This window comes from Streptomyces sp. NBC_00287 (assembly GCF_036173105.1).
Classification (GTDB): domain Bacteria; phylum Actinomycetota; class Actinomycetes; order Streptomycetales; family Streptomycetaceae; genus Streptomyces.
Window position 1 is genome coordinate 7,585,281 of record NZ_CP108053.1, and the last position, 16,213, is coordinate 7,601,493.

Annotated in this window: 14 protein-coding genes; 8 read left to right on the top strand and 6 right to left on the bottom strand. The window is 71.6% G+C overall.

The genetic code is table 11. The features are described from left to right. Window positions 1–2 precede the first annotated feature (2 nt). The gene (locus OHT76_RS34425; protein ID WP_328874761.1) at window positions 3–743 is read left to right on the top strand and encodes an ABC transporter ATP-binding protein; all 741 of its coding nucleotides are present in this window, start codon (window positions 3–5) and stop codon (window positions 741–743) included. 52 nt (window positions 744–795) lie between these two features. On the opposite strand, the gene OHT76_RS34430 is transcribed toward OHT76_RS34425, so the two are convergent. Then, window positions 796–2,043, bottom strand: coding sequence for an ABC transporter substrate-binding protein (locus OHT76_RS34430; RefSeq protein WP_328874762.1), 1,248 nt, complete (start codon window positions 2,041–2,043; stop codon window positions 796–798). A 972-nt stretch (window positions 2,044–3,015) separates the two neighbouring features. Here OHT76_RS34430 and pcaDC point away from each other — a divergent pair. Genes pcaDC through OHT76_RS34445 form a run of 3 tightly spaced genes read left to right on the top strand, consistent with a single transcriptional unit; the run spans window position 3,016 to window position 5,812 of the window. Then, window positions 3,016–4,335 (top strand): bifunctional 3-oxoadipate enol-lactonase/4-carboxymuconolactone decarboxylase PcaDC, encoded by a 1,320-nt coding sequence (gene pcaDC, locus OHT76_RS34435; RefSeq protein ID WP_328874763.1) that lies wholly within the window; start codon window positions 3,016–3,018, stop codon window positions 4,333–4,335. Window positions 4,336–4,366: 31 nt separating this feature from the next. Further along, window positions 4,367–5,002: an MBL fold metallo-hydrolase gene (locus tag OHT76_RS34440; RefSeq protein WP_328874764.1), complete on the top strand. Its 636-nt coding sequence runs from the start codon at window positions 4,367–4,369 to the stop codon at window positions 5,000–5,002. 30 nt (window positions 5,003–5,032) lie between these two features. Further along, window positions 5,033–5,812, top strand: coding sequence for an exodeoxyribonuclease III (locus OHT76_RS34445; protein WP_328874765.1), 780 nt, complete (start codon window positions 5,033–5,035; stop codon window positions 5,810–5,812). Window positions 5,813–5,822: 10 nt separating this feature from the next. Here OHT76_RS34445 and OHT76_RS34450 read toward each other — a convergent pair whose 3' ends face one another. Beyond that, complete coding sequence (locus OHT76_RS34450; protein ID WP_443049869.1) at window positions 5,823–7,589, bottom strand: SGNH/GDSL hydrolase family protein; 1,767 nt, start codon at window positions 7,587–7,589, stop codon at window positions 5,823–5,825. Window positions 7,590–7,711: 122 nt separating this feature from the next. After that, on the bottom strand, window positions 7,712–8,035 hold the full coding sequence (gene fdxA / locus OHT76_RS34455) for a ferredoxin (RefSeq protein ID WP_328874766.1): 324 nt from the start codon (window positions 8,033–8,035) through the stop codon (window positions 7,712–7,714). A gap of 229 nt (window positions 8,036–8,264) precedes the next feature. Between fdxA and OHT76_RS34460 the strand changes: the two genes are divergently transcribed. From OHT76_RS34460 to OHT76_RS34475, 4 genes are all read left to right on the top strand, one after another. After that, window positions 8,265–9,203, top strand: coding sequence for a DMT family transporter (locus tag OHT76_RS34460; RefSeq protein WP_328874767.1), 939 nt, complete (start codon window positions 8,265–8,267; stop codon window positions 9,201–9,203). A 904-nt stretch (window positions 9,204–10,107) separates the two neighbouring features. Next, the gene (locus tag OHT76_RS34465) at window positions 10,108–10,257 is read left to right on the top strand and encodes a hypothetical protein (RefSeq protein WP_328874768.1); all 150 of its coding nucleotides are present in this window, start codon (window positions 10,108–10,110) and stop codon (window positions 10,255–10,257) included. Continuing rightward, window positions 10,254–11,570 (top strand): glutamate-5-semialdehyde dehydrogenase, encoded by a 1,317-nt coding sequence (locus tag OHT76_RS34470; RefSeq protein ID WP_328874769.1) that lies wholly within the window; start codon window positions 10,254–10,256, stop codon window positions 11,568–11,570. Before OHT76_RS34465 ends, OHT76_RS34470 begins: the two co-directional genes overlap by 4 nt. A gap of 15 nt (window positions 11,571–11,585) precedes the next feature. Beyond that, window positions 11,586–11,747 (top strand): hypothetical protein, encoded by a 162-nt coding sequence (locus OHT76_RS34475; protein ID WP_328874770.1) that lies wholly within the window; start codon window positions 11,586–11,588, stop codon window positions 11,745–11,747. A gap of 68 nt (window positions 11,748–11,815) precedes the next feature. Here the strand turns inward: OHT76_RS34475 and proB are convergent, their stop codons facing one another. The 3 genes from proB to OHT76_RS34490 are packed head-to-tail and all read right to left on the bottom strand — an operon-like array spanning window position 11,816 to window position 16,193. Beyond that, window positions 11,816–13,027, bottom strand: coding sequence for a glutamate 5-kinase (gene proB, locus OHT76_RS34480; protein WP_328874771.1), 1,212 nt, complete (start codon window positions 13,025–13,027; stop codon window positions 11,816–11,818). Next, on the bottom strand, window positions 13,024–14,034 hold the full coding sequence (locus OHT76_RS34485; RefSeq protein WP_328874772.1) for an alpha/beta fold hydrolase: 1,011 nt from the start codon (window positions 14,032–14,034) through the stop codon (window positions 13,024–13,026). Before OHT76_RS34485 ends, proB begins: the two co-directional genes overlap by 4 nt. After that, window positions 14,031–16,193, bottom strand: a complete 2,163-nt coding sequence (locus OHT76_RS34490; protein ID WP_328874773.1) for a WhiB family transcriptional regulator — start codon at window positions 16,191–16,193, stop codon at window positions 14,031–14,033. Before OHT76_RS34490 ends, OHT76_RS34485 begins: the two co-directional genes overlap by 4 nt. Window positions 16,194–16,213 lie beyond the last annotated feature (20 nt).

Genomic DNA, 16,213 nt, shown 5'->3' on the forward strand with positions numbered 1-16,213 from the left:
CGATGTCCGCCGAAGAGCAGGCACCGGTGCTGGCGGCCGACGGCATCATCGCCGGCTACGTCCCCGGTGTGGACGTGCTGCGCGGATGCAGCATCGAGGTGCGTCCGGGCGAAGTGGTCGGAGTGATCGGCCCCAATGGCGCCGGCAAGTCGACGCTCGTCAAGGCCGTCTTCGGGCTGCTGCGGGTGCGCGGCGGGACCGTGCGGCTGCGCGGCGAGGACGTGACCGGCCGGCCCGCGCACGAGCTGGTCCGGCGGGGCGTGGGCTACGTACCGCAGCTGCAGAACGTATTCCCCACGCTGACCGTCGAGGAGAATCTGCGGATGGGCGTCTATCTTCGGCCCAGGGACTACGCACGGCGGGTCGCTGCGGTGGAGGAGCTCTTCCCCGTGCTGGCCGACCGCCGCAAGCAGAAGGCCGTCGCGATGTCCGGCGGCGAACGCCAGATGCTCGCGATGGCGCGCGCCCTGATGATGGAGCCGCAGCTGCTGCTGCTCGACGAGCCGTCGGCCGGCCTGTCACCGCTCCATCAAGACGATGTCTTCGACCGGTGCAGAACGATCAACAGCGCGGGCGTCGCCGTGCTCATGGTCGAGCAGAACGCCCGCAGGTGCCTGCAGTTCTGCGACCGCGGCTACGTACTCGACCAGGGCCGCAACGCGTACACCGGCACGGGTAAAGCACTGCTGCACGACGAGAAGGTGATCGAGCTCTACCTCGGCACGCTCGCCCGCACCCGTTGACTCCTGTCCCTGTCGCTCCTTTTGGTCACTCCTGTCCCACTTGCTCGCCTCGTCACTCCTGTGCCTTGCTGGTCTCGATACGCAGGGTCTGCAACTGCCCCTTGTCGTCGTAGCCGTACACCTCAATCGTCGCCTGGCCGGGTTCGCCCTTGTCGATGAAGTCGAGCGGGCCGCTCACACCCTGGTAGTCGATGTCCTTGCCGTCGGCGATCAGCTCTTTGCAGGCGGCGAACGAGTTGCACTTCTCGCCGTCCCTGGTGATCCCGTTCATCTCCTTCACGAACTCGCCCGGGTCGTCGGACTTCGCCTTCTCGGCGGCGAGCGCGATCGTCGTCACGCAGTCGAACGCCTGCGGTGCAAACTGCAGCTCCCTCAGCTCGGGCGCGAACTTCTTCAGATCGTTCACGTACTGCTCGTTCTCCGCCGAGGCCGGCGCGGTCCCCTTCATCCCGGAGAGCCGCTCGGGCTGGCCCGGGGCGACCAGCGAGGCCAGCTCCTCGCTGCGCAGTCCGTCGGCGCCGTAGACGCCGATCCGGTCGGGCCCGATTCCGGACTCGATCATGCCCTGGAGGATCTGGGTGCCCTCCTCGAACGCGATCACCACGGCGGCGTCCGGGCTGGAGTTCTCTATCCGCTGGACGACCTGGTCGAAGTTGCTCGCCTTCGGGTCGTACGTCTCGGCGAGCGTCACCGTCGCACCGCGGTCCTCGAGTACCTCCCGTGTGCTCTCCATGAGGCCGCGCCCGTAGTCGTCCGCCCGTGCGACCAGAGCCACCCGGTCGTGGCCGTCCTCGCGGACGACGTCCGCCAGGATGGGCCCCTGCAAGGCGTCGCTCGGCGCGGTACGGAAGTAGTACCCGTCGTCCTCGTAGTCGGTGAAGGTGGGTGCGGTGTTCGACGCGGAACACTGCACGACGCCCGCTCCGGTCACCCGGTCGATGAACGCCAGCGACATGCCGGAAGCCGCGGCGCCGATGACCGCGTCCACGCCCGACGCGAGGACCCGGTCCGCCGACTGCGCGGCAACGGCCTCCTGGCCCGCCTCGTCACTGGAGACCACAGTCGGCACCGGCTTGCCCAGTACCCCGCCGGCGTCGTTGATCGTCTGTATCGCGAACTTCACCGACTCGATCTGCGGCGGACCGAGGTAGGCCAGCTGTCCCGTCTCCGGCAGGACGTAGCCGAACTGGAGCTCACCATCGCCCGGGTCGGCCCGGGCTGTGCCCGTCGTACCGCAGACGGCTATCACAAGGGCAGCCGCGCTTGCGAAGATCGCGGACCGCCGTATCGACGCTTTCATCTCAGCCTCCGCTCGTTACAGCGGCGGTGGTCCACTGGCCGGCCATCCGCCCGCCATCTGTACATGAGGGTAGAACTCATTCAGTGCCCGGAAAAGCGCAAAACATTCACATTTGTGAGGTTGTGCTTCTCGCTTCGGCCGGTCAGTGCCGACGCCGAGTGGGGGCGGCAGGAGAGGAGCTTCCGAATACCTACGGGCAAGCGGCGTCGAAGGCGACCGGCACGCGACAGGCCGCGGTCGGCGCTCCTGGTTGAGTGCAGGAGCCGAGAGGGACAGGACAGTGCTCGTATTGAGCAGGTCAAGGGCAGAGGCGGCGGAGGGCAGCCGCACCAGCATCAGCGACAACAGGGGCATTGCTCCCCGTCGGGCCGCAGTGGCCAGATCGCGGAATCGCAGGTGGCGGCAGCTTCCGGCCCTCTTGGGATACGGCCTGCGTTGGTTAGAGCGCGGCTGGCACGAGAAGAACCAGACCCACGAAGGAAGCGCTGGGGAGAGCCGTTACTCGGCGGTTGGTGTATATCAATGCCGCTGCGCATGTGACCATTCCGCGGCGGGCACGCAAGGAAGGGCGGAAGAGGAAAGAGGAGGCGCTGCCCTGGAACGTCTACGAGGTTCAGAAGTTCATTCATGGCATTAGGGGAGAGCGTCTCTACGCCGCCCGGGTGAGCGGGAGCTGCCGCTGCCAGCACTGGTGCTGGGCGCCCTGAAGGCATTCCGCGCTCTCCAAGCCGAGGAGAGGCTCGCTCTGGGGGAGGCGTACCTGGCATCTGGCTACGTGCCGGAGACAGATCTTGTTCACTGCGTGTGGTGTCTGGGTGGGATTCCAGGAGGTCGCCAGGTGAGCCACGCCGGGACTCATCCGTGCCGCCACACTCGTGCTGACAGCCGAGGGGTGCCGTCTTGGGAGAGCCACGTCCCGCTACCTCTACCCCGGGGATGTGACATCTCGTGACAGATGAGAGGGTCAGGCGGGTGAGTGAGACACCGACTAACACCCTCCAATACCGCTTTGACGGGCCAGAAGACGCTCCTGTCCTGATCTTGGGTCCCTCACTGGGTACAACGTGGCACATGTGGGACCGCCAGGTTCCCGAGCTGACGCAGCAGTGGCGGGTCTTCCGGTTCGACCTGCCGGGACACGGCGGCGCACCGGCGTACCCCGCGGGCTCGGTCGCCGAGCTCGCCGTGCGGCTGCTCGGCACGCTGGACGGCCTCGGTGTGCAGCGCTTCGGGTACGCGGGCTGCGCGCTCGGCGGGGCGGTGGGCGTGGAGCTGGCCCTGCGCCACCCGGAGCGGCTCGCCTCGCTCGCCCTGATCGCCGCCTCGCCCCGCTTCGGCACGGCCGACGAGTTCCGCCAGCGCGGGGTGATCGTCCGGACGAACGGCCTCGACCCCATCGCCCGTACCTCGCCCGAGCGCTGGTTCACCCATGGCTTCGCCGCCGCCCAGCCGGCCATCACGGACTGGGCCGTACAGATGGTGCGCACCACCGACCCCGGCTGCTACATCGCCAGCTGCGAGGCGCTGGCCTCCTTCGACGTGCGCACCGAGCTCACCAGCGTCGGCGTCCCCACCCTCGTCCTGGTCGGCTCCGAGGACCAGGTCACTGGCCCCGCCGAGGCCCGCACCCTGGTCGCCGGCATCCCCGACGCCCGGCTCGCCGTGGTCCCCGGCGCCTCCCACCTCGTACCGGTGGAACAGCCGGCCGCCGTCACCGATCTGCTGGTCAGACACTTCTCCACGGCCTGGCAGCCCGCCTACGACTCGACCACCGGCCAGGTCGCCATCCCCGCGGCCCCCGTGAAGCCGGTCCTCACCACGGCCCCGGCACCCGCAGCCGCACCCCCGCAGCCCGCGCCCATCGCCGAGATCGCCCCCGCCCCCGTCCCGGCCCCCGTGGCGGGCGGTCGCCCCGACCCGTACGACGCCGGGATCAAGGTGCGCCGCGAGGTGCTCGGCGACGCGCATGTCGACCGGGCGCTGGCGCAGGCCGACGAGTTCTCGGGCGACTTCCAGGAGTTCGTCACCCGCTACGCCTGGGGCGAGATCTGGGACCGCCCCGGCCTCGACCGCCGCTCGCGCAGCTGCGTCACCCTCACCGCCCTGGTCGCCGGCGGCCACCTGGAGGAGCTCGCCTTCCACACTCGCGCCGCCCTGCGCAACGGCCTGACGCCCACCGAGATCAAGGAAGTGCTGCTGCAGGCCGCGGTCTACTGCGGCGTACCGGCGGCGAACAGCGCGTTCACGGTGGCTCAGCAGGTCATCCGCGAGGAGACCACGCCCACCGAATGACCTCGCCGCGGCGCGGGGGCACGATGGTGCCATGAGGTTCACGAAGAAGTCGCACGCCTGCGTCCGTCTGGAGAAGGACGGGCGCACGCTCGTCCTCGACCCCGGAGTTTTCAGCGAGGAGGACGCCGCCCTCGGCGCGGACGCGATCCTCGTCACGCACGAGCACCCCGACCACTTCGACGAAGAGCGGCTGCGCACCGCGATGGAGGCCGACCCGGCCGCCGAGATCTGGACCCTGAAGTCGGTCGCGGAGAAGATCTCGGCCGCCTTCCCGGGCCGGGTGCACACCGTCGGCCACGGCGACACCTTCACCGCCGCCGGCTTCGACGTCCAGGTCCACGGCGAACTGCACGCGGTCATCCACCCGGACATCCCCCGCATCACCAACGTCGGCTATCTCGTCGACGGCGGCCGCGTCTTCCACCCCGGCGACGCCCTCACCGTCCCCGACCACCCGGTCGAGACACTGATGCTCCCGGTCATGGCCCCCTGGAACAAGATCTCCGAGGTCATCGAGTACGTCCGTGAGGTCAAACCACAGCGCGCCTACGACATCCACGACGCCCTGCTCACCGACCTCGCCCGGCCGATCTACGACAACCAGATCGGCGCTCTCGGCGGCGCCGAGCACCTGCGCCTTGCGCCCGGGGAGAGCGCGGCTCTCTGATTGTCAGTGCCGCCGGGTAGGTTGTGAGTCATGCGTATCGCGACCTGGAACGTGAACTCGATCACCGCCCGCCTGCCGAGGCTCCTTGCCTGGCTGGAGAGCAGTGGCACCGACGTGCTCTGCCTCCAGGAGGCCAAGGTCGCCGAGGACGCCTTCCCGACGGAGCAACTGCGCGAGCTGGGCTACGAGTCGGCGGTCCACGCGACCGGCCGGTGGAACGGCGTGGCGGTGCTCTCCCGCGTCGGCATCGAGGACGTCGTCAAGGGCGTGCCCGGCGACCCCGGCTACGAAGGCTCGGTCGAGCCCCGCGCCATCGCCGCGACCTGCGGCCCGGTCCGCGTCTGGTCGGTGTACGTACCGAACGGCCGTGAGGTGGACCACCCCCACTACGCCTACAAGCTCCAGTGGTTCGAGGCCCTGAAGGCGGCCGTCGCGGGTGACGCGGGCGGCAGCCGCCCGTTCGCGGTGCTGGGCGACTACAACGTGGCGCCGACGGACGACGACGTCTACGACGTGGCGGCCTTCGAGGGTCTGACCCATGTCACCCCCGCCGAGCGCGCGGCCCTGGCGTCCCTCCGCGAGGCGGGCCTGTCCGATGTGGTCCCCCGCCCCCTGAAGTACGACCACCCCTTCACCTACTGGGACTACCGCCAGCTCTGCTTCCCCAAGAACCGCGGCATGCGCATCGACCTGGTCTACGGCAACGAGCCGTTCGCGACAGCGGCCAAGGACGCGTACGTGGACCGCGAGGAGCGCAAGGGCAAGGGCGCGTCGGACCATGCGCCGGTGGTGGTGGACCTTGATGTGTAGATCCTGACGATCAGGGCATCAACGCCCGCAGATCGACCGATGAGGCCAGCGCAGCGAGCCCCGCGTCGCCCGGATGCAGATGGTCGCCACTGTCGAACTCCGGAAGGATGCGCGCGGGATGCGCGGGATCCCGCAGGGCAGCGTCGAAGTCCAGGACGCCGTCGAAGGCCCCCGCGTCCCGGATCCACGCGTTCACCTCGACCCGCTCCGCGTCGGCGGCGGCCGTACACCGTGCCTCGCCCTCGCACGGCACGATCGTGGCGGCCAGCATCCGCAGCCCGCGCGCGTGTCCCCGGTCCGCGAGCTGACGCAGGCCCTCGATCACCTGCTCCGAGGTCGCGCCCCAGCGCACATCGTTGACGCCCTCGAACACCACCGCCGTACGCACCGACGGCTGGGCGAGGACATCCCGGTCGAAGCGGTTGAGGGCGTTCACCCCGGCCGTGTCGGTGGAGACACCGTCACCGGGGTAGCGGTCGGCGACCACACGGTTGCCGGAGATCCCCTGGTTGACCACGCCGTAGTGCGGAACCTCGTCCTGGCCGAGCAGCCGGGACGCCAGCACATTCGGCCAGCGCCGGTTCGCGTCGACCGTGGACTTGTCGCCGTCGGTGATCGAGTCCCCGAGCAGCACCACCGACCCGGGCCCACCGCTCACGTCCACGCCACCGAGCAGCGGCCAACTGGTCAGGGTCGAGGTGTACGCCGTAGCGGAGCCGTCGGCCGAGTGGTCACCCGGTTCGCTCACATACGACCGTTGCTGCGCGAGCCGGTGCACGGGTGCCGCCGACACCGTGCCGGGCAGATGGAAGCTGACCAGGAGGTTCGTGTCCGCGGGCACCGAGAAGCCCAGCGGGTCGCTGAACACCTGGGCGCCCGCCGGGATCTCGGTGCCCGCGGCACCGCCGAACGACAGCGGCACCGGCGTCCCCTGCGGTGTGGCGCCGGACGCCTGGACCGCCACCGTGGCGCTCCCGATCCGTACCGGCGCCGCCGCGAAGGTGTTGTCGAACCGGACGCGGACCTGCGGCCCGCCCGCCGAGGTGTGCACCACAAGACGCAGCGTCCGGTCGGTCCACGGGCCCACGGCCGCATAGCCGCCGGTCGCCGTGCCCCAACTTCCGCTCCAACCGAGGGTGTCGGTGCGCACCGACACGGCGAACACATGCAGTCCGGCCGCGCGCGGCAGCCGTACCGAGGCCACCTCGCGGCCCGCCGCGAGCGGCACCGTGACGACGTACAGCCGGGCCTTCTCGGGGAGTTGACCGCCCGGTGTGTTGACGTGGGGGAGGGCCAGAGCCTTGGTGGCGAGCGGGCCCGTGCGCCAGTCGGGGGCGGTCAGCCGGTACGGGGTGCGGCTGCCGTTCGCGTATGCGACCGTGCCGGTGCCGGTCACTTCCTCGCCGGTGGTGCCGGCGACGAGGAAGGCGAGGGCGTCACCCCGGCCGCGGACGCGGATGTTCTGGCCGTCGGCCAGGACGTTGTCCGGCTCGCCCGCGATGCGGCCCGGCCAGGTTAGGCGGGCGCCCTGCACGGTGAGCGTGCGGCCGGGGGTCCAGCCGGCGGCGGCCAGGTCCGCGGCCGACAGAGAGGCGCCGGTGCCGTCGAAGTCCGCCTCGGCGGGGCGGGAGTCGTCGCTGACCGCGGTGTTGTCGAAGAGCCGCTCCAGGGGGAGCGGTTCGGTCGCGGTCGTCGCGGAGGCGGTCGCGGACGACACGGGCAGCAGACCCGCGATCAGCGCGCACACGACCCCCGCGCCCCGAAGACTCAGCCGCACGTCCCGCCCCTCTCCTCGGCACAGCCCTTTGCTGACGTGATGTCAGGCGGGCACGAAGCTATGGACGTGGCGGGCGTGCGTCAACGAGGGCCGTGTGAACAGCCGACGAACTCACCCGTTCGTCACGGCTTGGCCGTCACGGGCAGCTCGGCGACCACGGCGTGGTCGGACTCGACGGGGCCGAGGTTCGCGGCGCCGCCCGGGGAGCCGAGCTCGGCGAAGAACTCCGTGTCGGCCCGGCGGAAGTCCGCCCACTCGCCCGGCACGTCGTCCTCGAAGAAGATCGCCTCGACCGGGCAGACAGGCTCGCAGGCGCCGCAGTCGACGCATTCGTCGGGGTTGATGTACATCTTCCGCTGGCCTTCGTAGATGCAGTCGACGGGGCACTCGTCGACGCAGGCCTTGTCCTTGAGGTCGACGCAGGGCTGGGCGATGACGTACGTCATGAGCGACTCTCCGTGGTCCAGATGGCGTTGCCGGGCTGGTGAGTTTGGCGAGGGTAGGTGCCGCGGCAGGAATCCCCGTGGATGTCGGATGGAGTCCGTCTCGAACTGCTGTGGCCCTGCGTTCGGTGCACGTCGGTCCTGGTTGCGGGCGATAATTCAGCGCCCGTAGACTTCAACGTAGGATGAAATATTTCGCTCCGTGCCCGGCGCGGTGAAAGGACGTACCACCGTGTTCTCGGTTCTGGTGCTCGGTACGACATCCGCGCTGGCGTACGCGGCCGCGGCGGTGGCGCAGCGGATGGCTGCCCTTCGGGCCGCCGGGCCACACGGGATCGGGCTGCGGCGGTCGGGGGCGTGGTGGGTCTCGGTGCTGCTGAACGCGTGCGGTGCGGTGCTGCATACGGCCGCGTTACGGTACGGCTCGCTCGTCGCCGTGCAAATGCTCGGGGTGCTCACCTTGGTCGCGGCGCCGTTGCTGTCGTCGGGTGTGCTGCGGCAGCGGATGACGTCGGCGCAGTGGTCGGGGACGGGGCTGACGGTGGCGGGGGTGGTGGGGCTGCTCGCGCTGGTGCCGTCCGCCGGGGAGAGTCGCACGCTGGACGCGGGGGAACTGGTCGGCGTGGTGGTGCTGACCGGGGTCGCGATGGGGGTGCCGGTGGTCGCGGCGGCGGTCGCTCGTGGTGTGACGGTGGCGAGTCTGTTGTACGCGGCTGCTGCGGGGGTCGCTTTTGCGGCGGCGAGTGCGCTGGCGCAGACGGCGGTGCTGCGGGTGACCGGTGCGGGTTCCGGGACCCTCGCGTCGACTGTGCTCGTGGCCGGTGGGGTGCTGTTTCTGGCGCCGGCCGGGTTGTTGCTGTGTCAACTCGCCTATCGGGGTGGGCTGGAGGCGCCGCTTGCCACGGTGACGTTGGTGAATCCGGTGTTCGCTGTGGTGATCGGGGTGGCGGTGCTGGGGGATCGGTACGCGACGGGGCTGATGACGGTGGGTGCCGGGCTTGTTGCGGCTGTTGCCGCCGGGCGGGGGGTGTTCATTCTGGCTCGCGCGGAGACGGATGGCGCGCCGGAGGGGTCTCGGCCTCAAGTCGCGGCGCCTGGGGGGCATTTCTGGGGGATACGACTGCGGAGGTCGGGGGCGGTGGTGGTGGGCGCGTCGGAATCCCACCGCTAGAAACGGCCTCGGCTCCGCCTTCGGTCCCTTCGGTTGTTCCCACCCGCACCACCCGTGCAGCCATCGTGGCCGGGTGCGGGTGGCCCCTGTGGGGCGGATTCGCCATCGGCGGCTGCGGGATCCCTCGGCGGATGGCCTGCGGGATCCTCGGCGGGAAGCGGGAAGCGGGAAGCGGGAAGCGGGAAGCGGGAAGCGGGAAGCGGGAAGCGGGAAGCGGGAAGCGGGAAGCGGGAAGCGCAGGGCTCGGTCACGGCTTCCTCTTCGGTCGTTTCGCTTCGCCAAGGCACGGCTGTGCTGCCGTCGTGGTCGGGCACGGGGGCCCCTGTGGGGCGGATTCGCCGCCGGCGGCTGCGGGATCCTCGGCGGTGGCCTGCCGGATCGTCGGCATGGAGCGGGGAGCGGGGAGCGCAGGGCTCGGTCGTATTGCTCCGCCCTGGCACGGCTGTGCTGCCGTCGTGGTTGGGCGTGGGTGGCCCCCGCGGCGCGAACTCGCCTTCGGCGGCTGCCGGTTCCTGGCGGTGGGTAGCCGCGATGGTCAGCCCGACGTCCGTGTTGCGGGCCGCGAGTCCCGCTCGAGGCGCACTGCGACCAGGAACCCCGCCCAGCACCGCCGGCGGTCAGCCGCGAGTCCTGCCCATCAACCACCGCCAGTTGTAGAACCCCGCCCACCCCCGCCAGTCAGAGAACCCCGCCCATCACCCACCGTTCGCCCAGCCCCGCCCACCCCCCACCGCCATCCATACAGCCCCACTCAAGCCCCACCCCAGCCCCCCTCGCGCCCCCGAACCACCGCCCTTGTCGCCGTTCCTGGCTCGTGTAAGGCTCGTCTGAGGTGAGTTCACCAGTTGTTGAGTTTCTTTTGCCGTGTTTGCGCGGCAGCACTCGTACACCACAGGGAGTTCGTATGAGCAGCACTGGTTCCGGTCTCACCGTTGCCGCGGAGGAGGCCGAGGCGTTGGCCTGGGTGATGTTGGCCGAGTTGTCGGGGACCGTGCCCGCGCCGCCGCCCGGGGAGCAGGTGGACGTGGTGGTGGGAGACGGCGGTGAGGGATGACCGCCGATGTGTCCGTCGGCGTCGTCCCGGCGCCGGAGGTGGGGGAAGGGGGCGTGCGCGGCGCTGCCCTTGCCTCCCGCGCCGCCGCCCGGCTGCTTGCCGGTACCTCCGGTGACGTACGGAATGCCGCACTGCTCGCCATCGCGCGGCGGCTGACCGTCGACCCCGCCGACATTCTCGCCGCCAATGAGCGGGACCTCGCCGCCGCCCGGGAACTCGGTCTCTCCGCGAGCGTGCTGGACCGGTTGACCCTCACTCGTGAGCTGCTCGACTCGCTCGCCGGCACCGTGCGTTTCCTCGCCGCCCTACCGGATCCCGTCGGTGCGAGCGTGGACGGCGCCGTCATGCCCAACGGGCTTGAGGTGCGGCGGATCACGGTGCCTCTGGGTGTGGTCGGGATGATCTACGAGGGGCGTCCGAATGTGACCGTCGACGCCGCCGCCCTCTGCCTCAAGAGCGCCAACTCCGCCCTGCTGCGCGGCTCTTCGACCGCCCGGCACACCAACGCCGCGCTCGTCGCCGCCATGCGCAAGGCGCTCGCGGACACCGGTCTGCCCATGGACGCCGTACAGATGGTGCCCGGCACCACGCATGCCGCCGTACGGGAACTGATGTCCCTGCGCGGCCTGGTGGACGTCCTCGTCCCGCGCGGCGGCGCCGAGCTCATCCGGACCACTGTGCGCGAGTCCGCCGTACCCGTGATCGAGACCGGGGTCGGCAACTGTCACGTCTACGTCGATGAACACGCCGACCTCGACAATGCGCTGGCGATCCTGCTCGACGCCAAGACCCAGCGGACGTCCGTCTGCAATGCCGCGGAGTCCCTCCTCGTCCATGAGGCCGTGGCGCCCGCCTTCCTGCCCCGCGCCCTGTCCGCGCTGATCGAGCGTGGTGTGGTCGTGCACGGCGACGCGGCGGCGCGGGCCTGCCATGACTCGGTCGTGCCCGCCACCGGCGAGGACTGGGGCCGCGAATACCTCGACCTGGAGATCTCCGCCGCGGTCGTCGGCTCGCTGGACGAGGCCGTGGAGCACATCCGGCGTCACGGCACCGGGCACACCGAGGCGATCGTCACCGACTCGCAGTCCGCCGCCCGTCGGTTCGTCGCCTCGCTGGACACCGCGGTGGTCGCCGTGAACGCCTCCACCCGGTTCGCCGACGGCGGCGAGATCGGCCTCGGCACCGAACTCGGCGTCTCCACCCAGAAGTTGCACGCGCGCGGCCCCATGGGTCTGACCGCGCTGACCACCACCAAATACGTCCTGGTGGGCGACGGGCACACCAGGGGCTCAGCAGCCGCCCCGCTGCCCTAGACGGGAGGTCCGTTCATGCAGATACGCATCATCACGAAGACGAAGCCGGCGGGCCGGCTCGTGTACCGGGACGATCTACGGCGGGTTCGTCGGCGCAATGTACCGGCGCCGCCGCTGGGGCTGGCCGGAGTGGACAACGACCCCGGCGAGTTTCACATCGTCCGCAGTATCGACTGACCGGCACTCGGTACCCACAGGGCGGCGCCCGTCGGATGACCCGACGGGCGCCGTCCTGTGTCCGAGCCTCAGAACCCGGGTCCGCCCGCGTCCCGTGCCGCGAACTCGCGGGCCGGCAGCACCCGTACGCTCACCTGTCGGCGCAGTTGCGACGGGAGCCCGGCGCGGGCGGCGGCCGGGAGCAGGACCAGGTCGTCCTGGTGCACCACCTCCCGGCCCGAACGGCCGCGCAGCAGCGACAGTTCCTGGAAGGCGAGCGAGGCAAGGCCGCGGGCGACCACCTGGCCCTCCTCGTCGAGGAGTTCCACCGGATCGCCCGCCACGAACTGACCCGCGACGCGGGTCACCCCCGTCGCGGGCAGCGCGCCACGGCCCTGCACAAGGGCGTTCACCGCGTCCGCGGTGAGCTGGACCGTGCCGCGCGGGCTGCTGGCGTGCTCCAGCCACAGCAGATGGTCGGAGTTGCGGTCACCCGTGCGGTGGAAGAGCGTGCCCGTCTCCCGGCCGGCCAGCGCGTCGGCGGCATGCCGGGCGGCGGTCAGGACCACCGGGACCCCCGCCCCGGTCGCGATCCGCGCCGCCTCCACCTTGGTCTTCATACCGCCGGTGCCGACGCCCGACCCCGCGCCGCCCAACTCCACGTCCGCCAGGTCCTGTTGGCCGTGGATGTCCTTCAGCCGCTGCGCCCCGGGCCGCCGGGGGTCGCCGTCGTACAGGCCGTCGATGTCGGACAGCAGCACCAGCAGATCGGCGCGGACGAGGTGGGAGACCAGCGCGGCGAGCCGGTCGTTGTCGCCGAAGCGGATCTCCGAAGTCGCCACCGTGTCGTTCTCGTTGACGATCGGCACGGCGCCCATGGACAGCACCTTGGCGAGGGCGCGGTAGGCGTTGCGGTACTGGGCGCGGCGGCCTATGTCGTCGGCGGTCAGCAGGACCTGTCCGACGCGCAGGCCGTAGCGGGCGAAGGAGGCGGTGTAGCGGGCCACCAGCAGGCCCTGGCCCACACAGGCCGCCGCCTGCTGCCCGGCCAGGTCCTGCGGGCGCTCGGCGAGGCCCAGTGGCGCGAGGCCGGCGGCGATGGCGCCCGAGGAGACGAGCACGATCTCGGTGCCGGTGGCGCGGGTGCGCGCGAGGACGTCGACGAGGGCGTCCACGCGGTCCGAGTCCAGACCGCCGACAGCGGTCGTCAGCGAGGACGAACCCACCTTCACCACGATCCGCCGCGCCCTCAGCACATCGGGCCGCAGGCCCTCAGCAGTAGTGGTCGGGTGCCCGGTCATCGTTCCGCTCCCGTTCCGAGGGCGAGTTCCCGAGGCTCACTCGGGGCTGGCTCGCGTCGGTCTCGTAGGTCGCGCAAGAGCGCGTGCACGGTCTCCACAACCAGCACGGGGCGCTCGTACGGCAGGTCATGGCCCTGTTTCGGCACGGTGTGCAGGGTCGCCCCCGGGATGTCGTCGGCCAGGCGCAGGGCCTGGGCGGGTGGTGTGTAGCTGTCCAGGGCGCCGACGAGGATCCGGGTCGGCACCCGGCCGAGCGCGCCGAGGCGCCCCGCGCAGTCGTGGGTGGTCAGCGCGGCGAAGAACTCGGCGACGGTCAGCGGCGGGATGGCGCGCAGCGCGTGCGCGTCGGCCCGGACGATGTCGGTCCCCGGGCTCCGCCCGAACAGGGCGTGCCAGATCGGGGCGGTGGAGGGGTGGGACAGCGGTCCGGTGAGCAGCCGGTGTACGGCCTTCGCCCAGCCCGGCGAGCGCAACAGGCCGTCGGCGACCAGCCGTTCGGCGTGCGCCCGCCGTTGCGCGGCCCGGTCCTGGGGCACGAAGGGAACCGCGCCCACGTCCTCCACACAGGTCGAGAACAGGGCGGCCCCGGACACCCAGGGCCCGAACAACTCGGGCCGGGCAGCGGCGAGTTGCTGTACGGCCATCCCTCCCATGGAGTGACCGACGAGCAGCACGGGTCCGTCCTCCGGCGCGGTCGCCCTTTGCAGTACGAGATCCAGGTCCCGCCCGAGCAACGCCATGTCCAACGGCGCCTGCCCCCGCGTCGACCGACCGTGCCCGCGCTGGTCGTAACTCACCGCCCGCAGCGCGGGAAACCCGGGCCGTGGCCGCGTCAACGCCTCGATGTGCGGCCGCCATTCGAGCGCCGACATGGTCCACCCGTGCGACAGCACGACGGTGGCCTCGGCGTCCGGGGACCCATGCGCGTATACGACGATCTCGGCGCCGTCCTCCGTGACGACGGTCCCGGCGAGCCGCCGGTCCTGCACCGTCCGCATGCCACTCATGACGCCCCTCGCCCACTGACTCCGGTCCCCGGAACGGGCCTGATGGTGATGGTGATCCGGGGACTGCCCGGGGCGACGAAGGTGCGCGCGGAACTGTTGGTGAGGGTGACCCGGGGCCGGGTGGGCAGACGACGCGCCATGGGCGCAAGACGGACCCGGGTACGGTCAGCACCGACCGCCCCCGAACCGCGCCGCGCCACGAAGGCGAGCGACTCCGGCGCACACTCCGCGGTCGGCGACCCTGCCGGTTCCCCAACCCCAGGCGGAACTTGGAGCCGCTGCGACCGCTCCGCCGCAAGCGGCGCCGACGTATGGCCGCCGGCCGCCCCTGGCTTGTCAGCCGCGACCGGCGCGCCACCCATCCTCGACCGGTCAGCCGCGAGTGGCGTCGGCGTTCGGCTGCGTCCCGCCCCTGGCTTGTCAGCCGGGACCGGCGCGCGGCCCATCCCCGGTTGGTCAGCTGCAAGTGGCGTCGGCGTTCGGCTGCGTCCCGCCCCTGGCTTGTCAGCCGGGACCGGCGCGCGGCCCATCCCCGGTTGGTCAGCTGCAAGTGGCGCCGCCGTTCGGCTGCGTCCCGCCCCTGGCTTGTCAGCCGGGACCGGCGCGCGGCCCATCCCCGGTTGGTCAGCTGCAAGTGGCGCCGCCGTTCGGCTGCGTCCCGCCCCTGGCTTGTCAGCCGGGACCGGCGCGCGGCCCATCCCCGGTTGGTCAGCTGCAAGTGGCGCCGCCGTTCGGCTGCGTCCCGCCCCTGGCTTGTCAGCCGGGACCGGCGCGCGGCCCATCCCCGGTTGGTCAGCTGCAAGTGGCGCCGCCGTTCGGCTGCGTCCCGCCCCTGGCTTGTCAGCCGGGACCGGCGCGCGGCCCATCCCCGGTTGGTCAGCTGCAAGTGGCGCCGCCGTTCGGCTGCGTCCCGCCCCTGGCTTGTCAGCCGGGACCGGCGCGCGGCCCATCCCCGGTTGGTCAGCTGCAAGTGGCGCCGCCGTTCGGCTGCGTCCCGCCCCCGGCCTGTCGGCCGCGACCGGCGCGCCACCCATCCTCGACCGGCCAGCCGCGAGCGGCGCCGGCGTTCGGCCGCCGTCCGCCCCTGGCTTGTCAGCCGGGAGTGGCGCGCGGCCCATCCCTGGTCGGCCAGCCGCGAGCGGTCCCGACGTTCGGCCGCCGCCCGCCCCCCGTCGGTCAGCCGCAACTGGCGCCGGCGTTCGGCTGCCGCCCATCCCCGGTCGGCCAGCCGCGAGCGGCCCCGGCGTGCCGCTGCCACTCACCCCCCGTCGGTCAGCCGCAAGCGCCCCCGGCGTACGGCCGCCACCTACCCCCGCTCCCCGCCTCTCACCCGCAACCGGCACCCCCCGCCGATCCGCGGGCACCGGCCCCGCCGGATGCCCCCCGCCGGTCGGAAGTTGAGGCCGTTTCGGGGTCGCGCTCCGCACGCCGTACCCGGTCAGCGGCGTTCGGCCCAGGGCCGTCACGCCGCCGCGTATCTCGGGGCGTTCGACGCCGACCACCCCCTGCCCACTCCCGCCGGACCGCCGTACCCGCTTTCTCGGCGCCCGGGGATTCGGCATGCCGCTCACCGGGCCGCGGGTGCACGAGGACGCCAACTCGGCTAGCTGCCAGGCCTGTTGGACCTGGCCGAAGCTGACGCCGAGGGCGCCCGCGATACGGCGCGGGGTCCAGCCGTGGCGGCGCAGGTACCACACGTACGCGGGCCGTTCCCGGGGCGACGCGCTCAGCCTGCGCCCGCCGCCCGCGAGGTACGCGGCCAGCTCCGCTGCCGTCGACTCCAACGTGCTGGCGATACGCAGCAGTTCACGCCGTTCCCGCGCGTTGAACCCGCCCCAGATCCCGGCACCCTCGTCGCGGACCAGAGCCTCGCGCAGACACTCCCGGGCCACCGGGCAGCGTCCGCACAGGCGCTTGGCGATGGCCTCCCGGTCGAGGCCGCCGGAGGCTCCGGGGAGCGGGAAGAAGATCTCGGGGTCGGTATCGCGGCAGGCAGCGCGTTCGGTCCAGGGGTCGGGGTCCGCGTGGTGCGGTGGTGCGTGCATGGCGGTCGGCCCTTTCTCGGTGTGATCCCGGTGGCCGGTGCTCTTGGCTGTCCTCCCGGATTGAATTCCATGCGCGTTGAATTTCGCTCTAGTTGTAGTCAACTCCCCTCTCATACCGTGATGTTCAGAGGCCG

What these genes read in the sequence shown, in the direction of transcription:
- OHT76_RS34425 (WP_328874761.1), top strand. Translation starts at nt 3, where the DNA reads ATGTCCGCCGAAGAGCAGGCACCGGTGCTGGCGGCCGACGGCATCATC.
- OHT76_RS34430 (WP_328874762.1), bottom strand. Translation starts at nt 2,043, where the DNA reads ATGAAAGCGTCGATACGGCGGTCCGCGATCTTCGCAAGCGCGGCTGCC.
- OHT76_RS34440 (WP_328874764.1), top strand. Translation starts at nt 4,367, where the DNA reads ATGAGGTTCACGAAGAAGTCGCACGCCTGCGTCCGTCTGGAGAAGGAC.
- OHT76_RS34445 (WP_328874765.1), top strand. Translation starts at nt 5,033, where the DNA reads ATGCGTATCGCGACCTGGAACGTGAACTCGATCACCGCCCGCCTGCCG.
- fdxA (WP_328874766.1), bottom strand. Translation starts at nt 8,035, where the DNA reads ATGACGTACGTCATCGCCCAGCCCTGCGTCGACCTCAAGGACAAGGCC.
- OHT76_RS34465 (WP_328874768.1), top strand. Translation starts at nt 10,108, where the DNA reads ATGAGCAGCACTGGTTCCGGTCTCACCGTTGCCGCGGAGGAGGCCGAG.
- OHT76_RS34470 (WP_328874769.1), top strand. Translation starts at nt 10,254, where the DNA reads ATGACCGCCGATGTGTCCGTCGGCGTCGTCCCGGCGCCGGAGGTGGGG.
- OHT76_RS34475 (WP_328874770.1), top strand. Translation starts at nt 11,586, where the DNA reads ATGCAGATACGCATCATCACGAAGACGAAGCCGGCGGGCCGGCTCGTG.
- proB (WP_328874771.1), bottom strand. Translation starts at nt 13,027, where the DNA reads ATGACCGGGCACCCGACCACTACTGCTGAGGGCCTGCGGCCCGATGTG.
- OHT76_RS34485 (WP_328874772.1), bottom strand. Translation starts at nt 14,034, where the DNA reads ATGAGTGGCATGCGGACGGTGCAGGACCGGCGGCTCGCCGGGACCGTC.
- OHT76_RS34490 (WP_328874773.1), bottom strand. Translation starts at nt 16,193, where the DNA reads ATGAGAGGGGAGTTGACTACAACTAGAGCGAAATTCAACGCGCATGGA.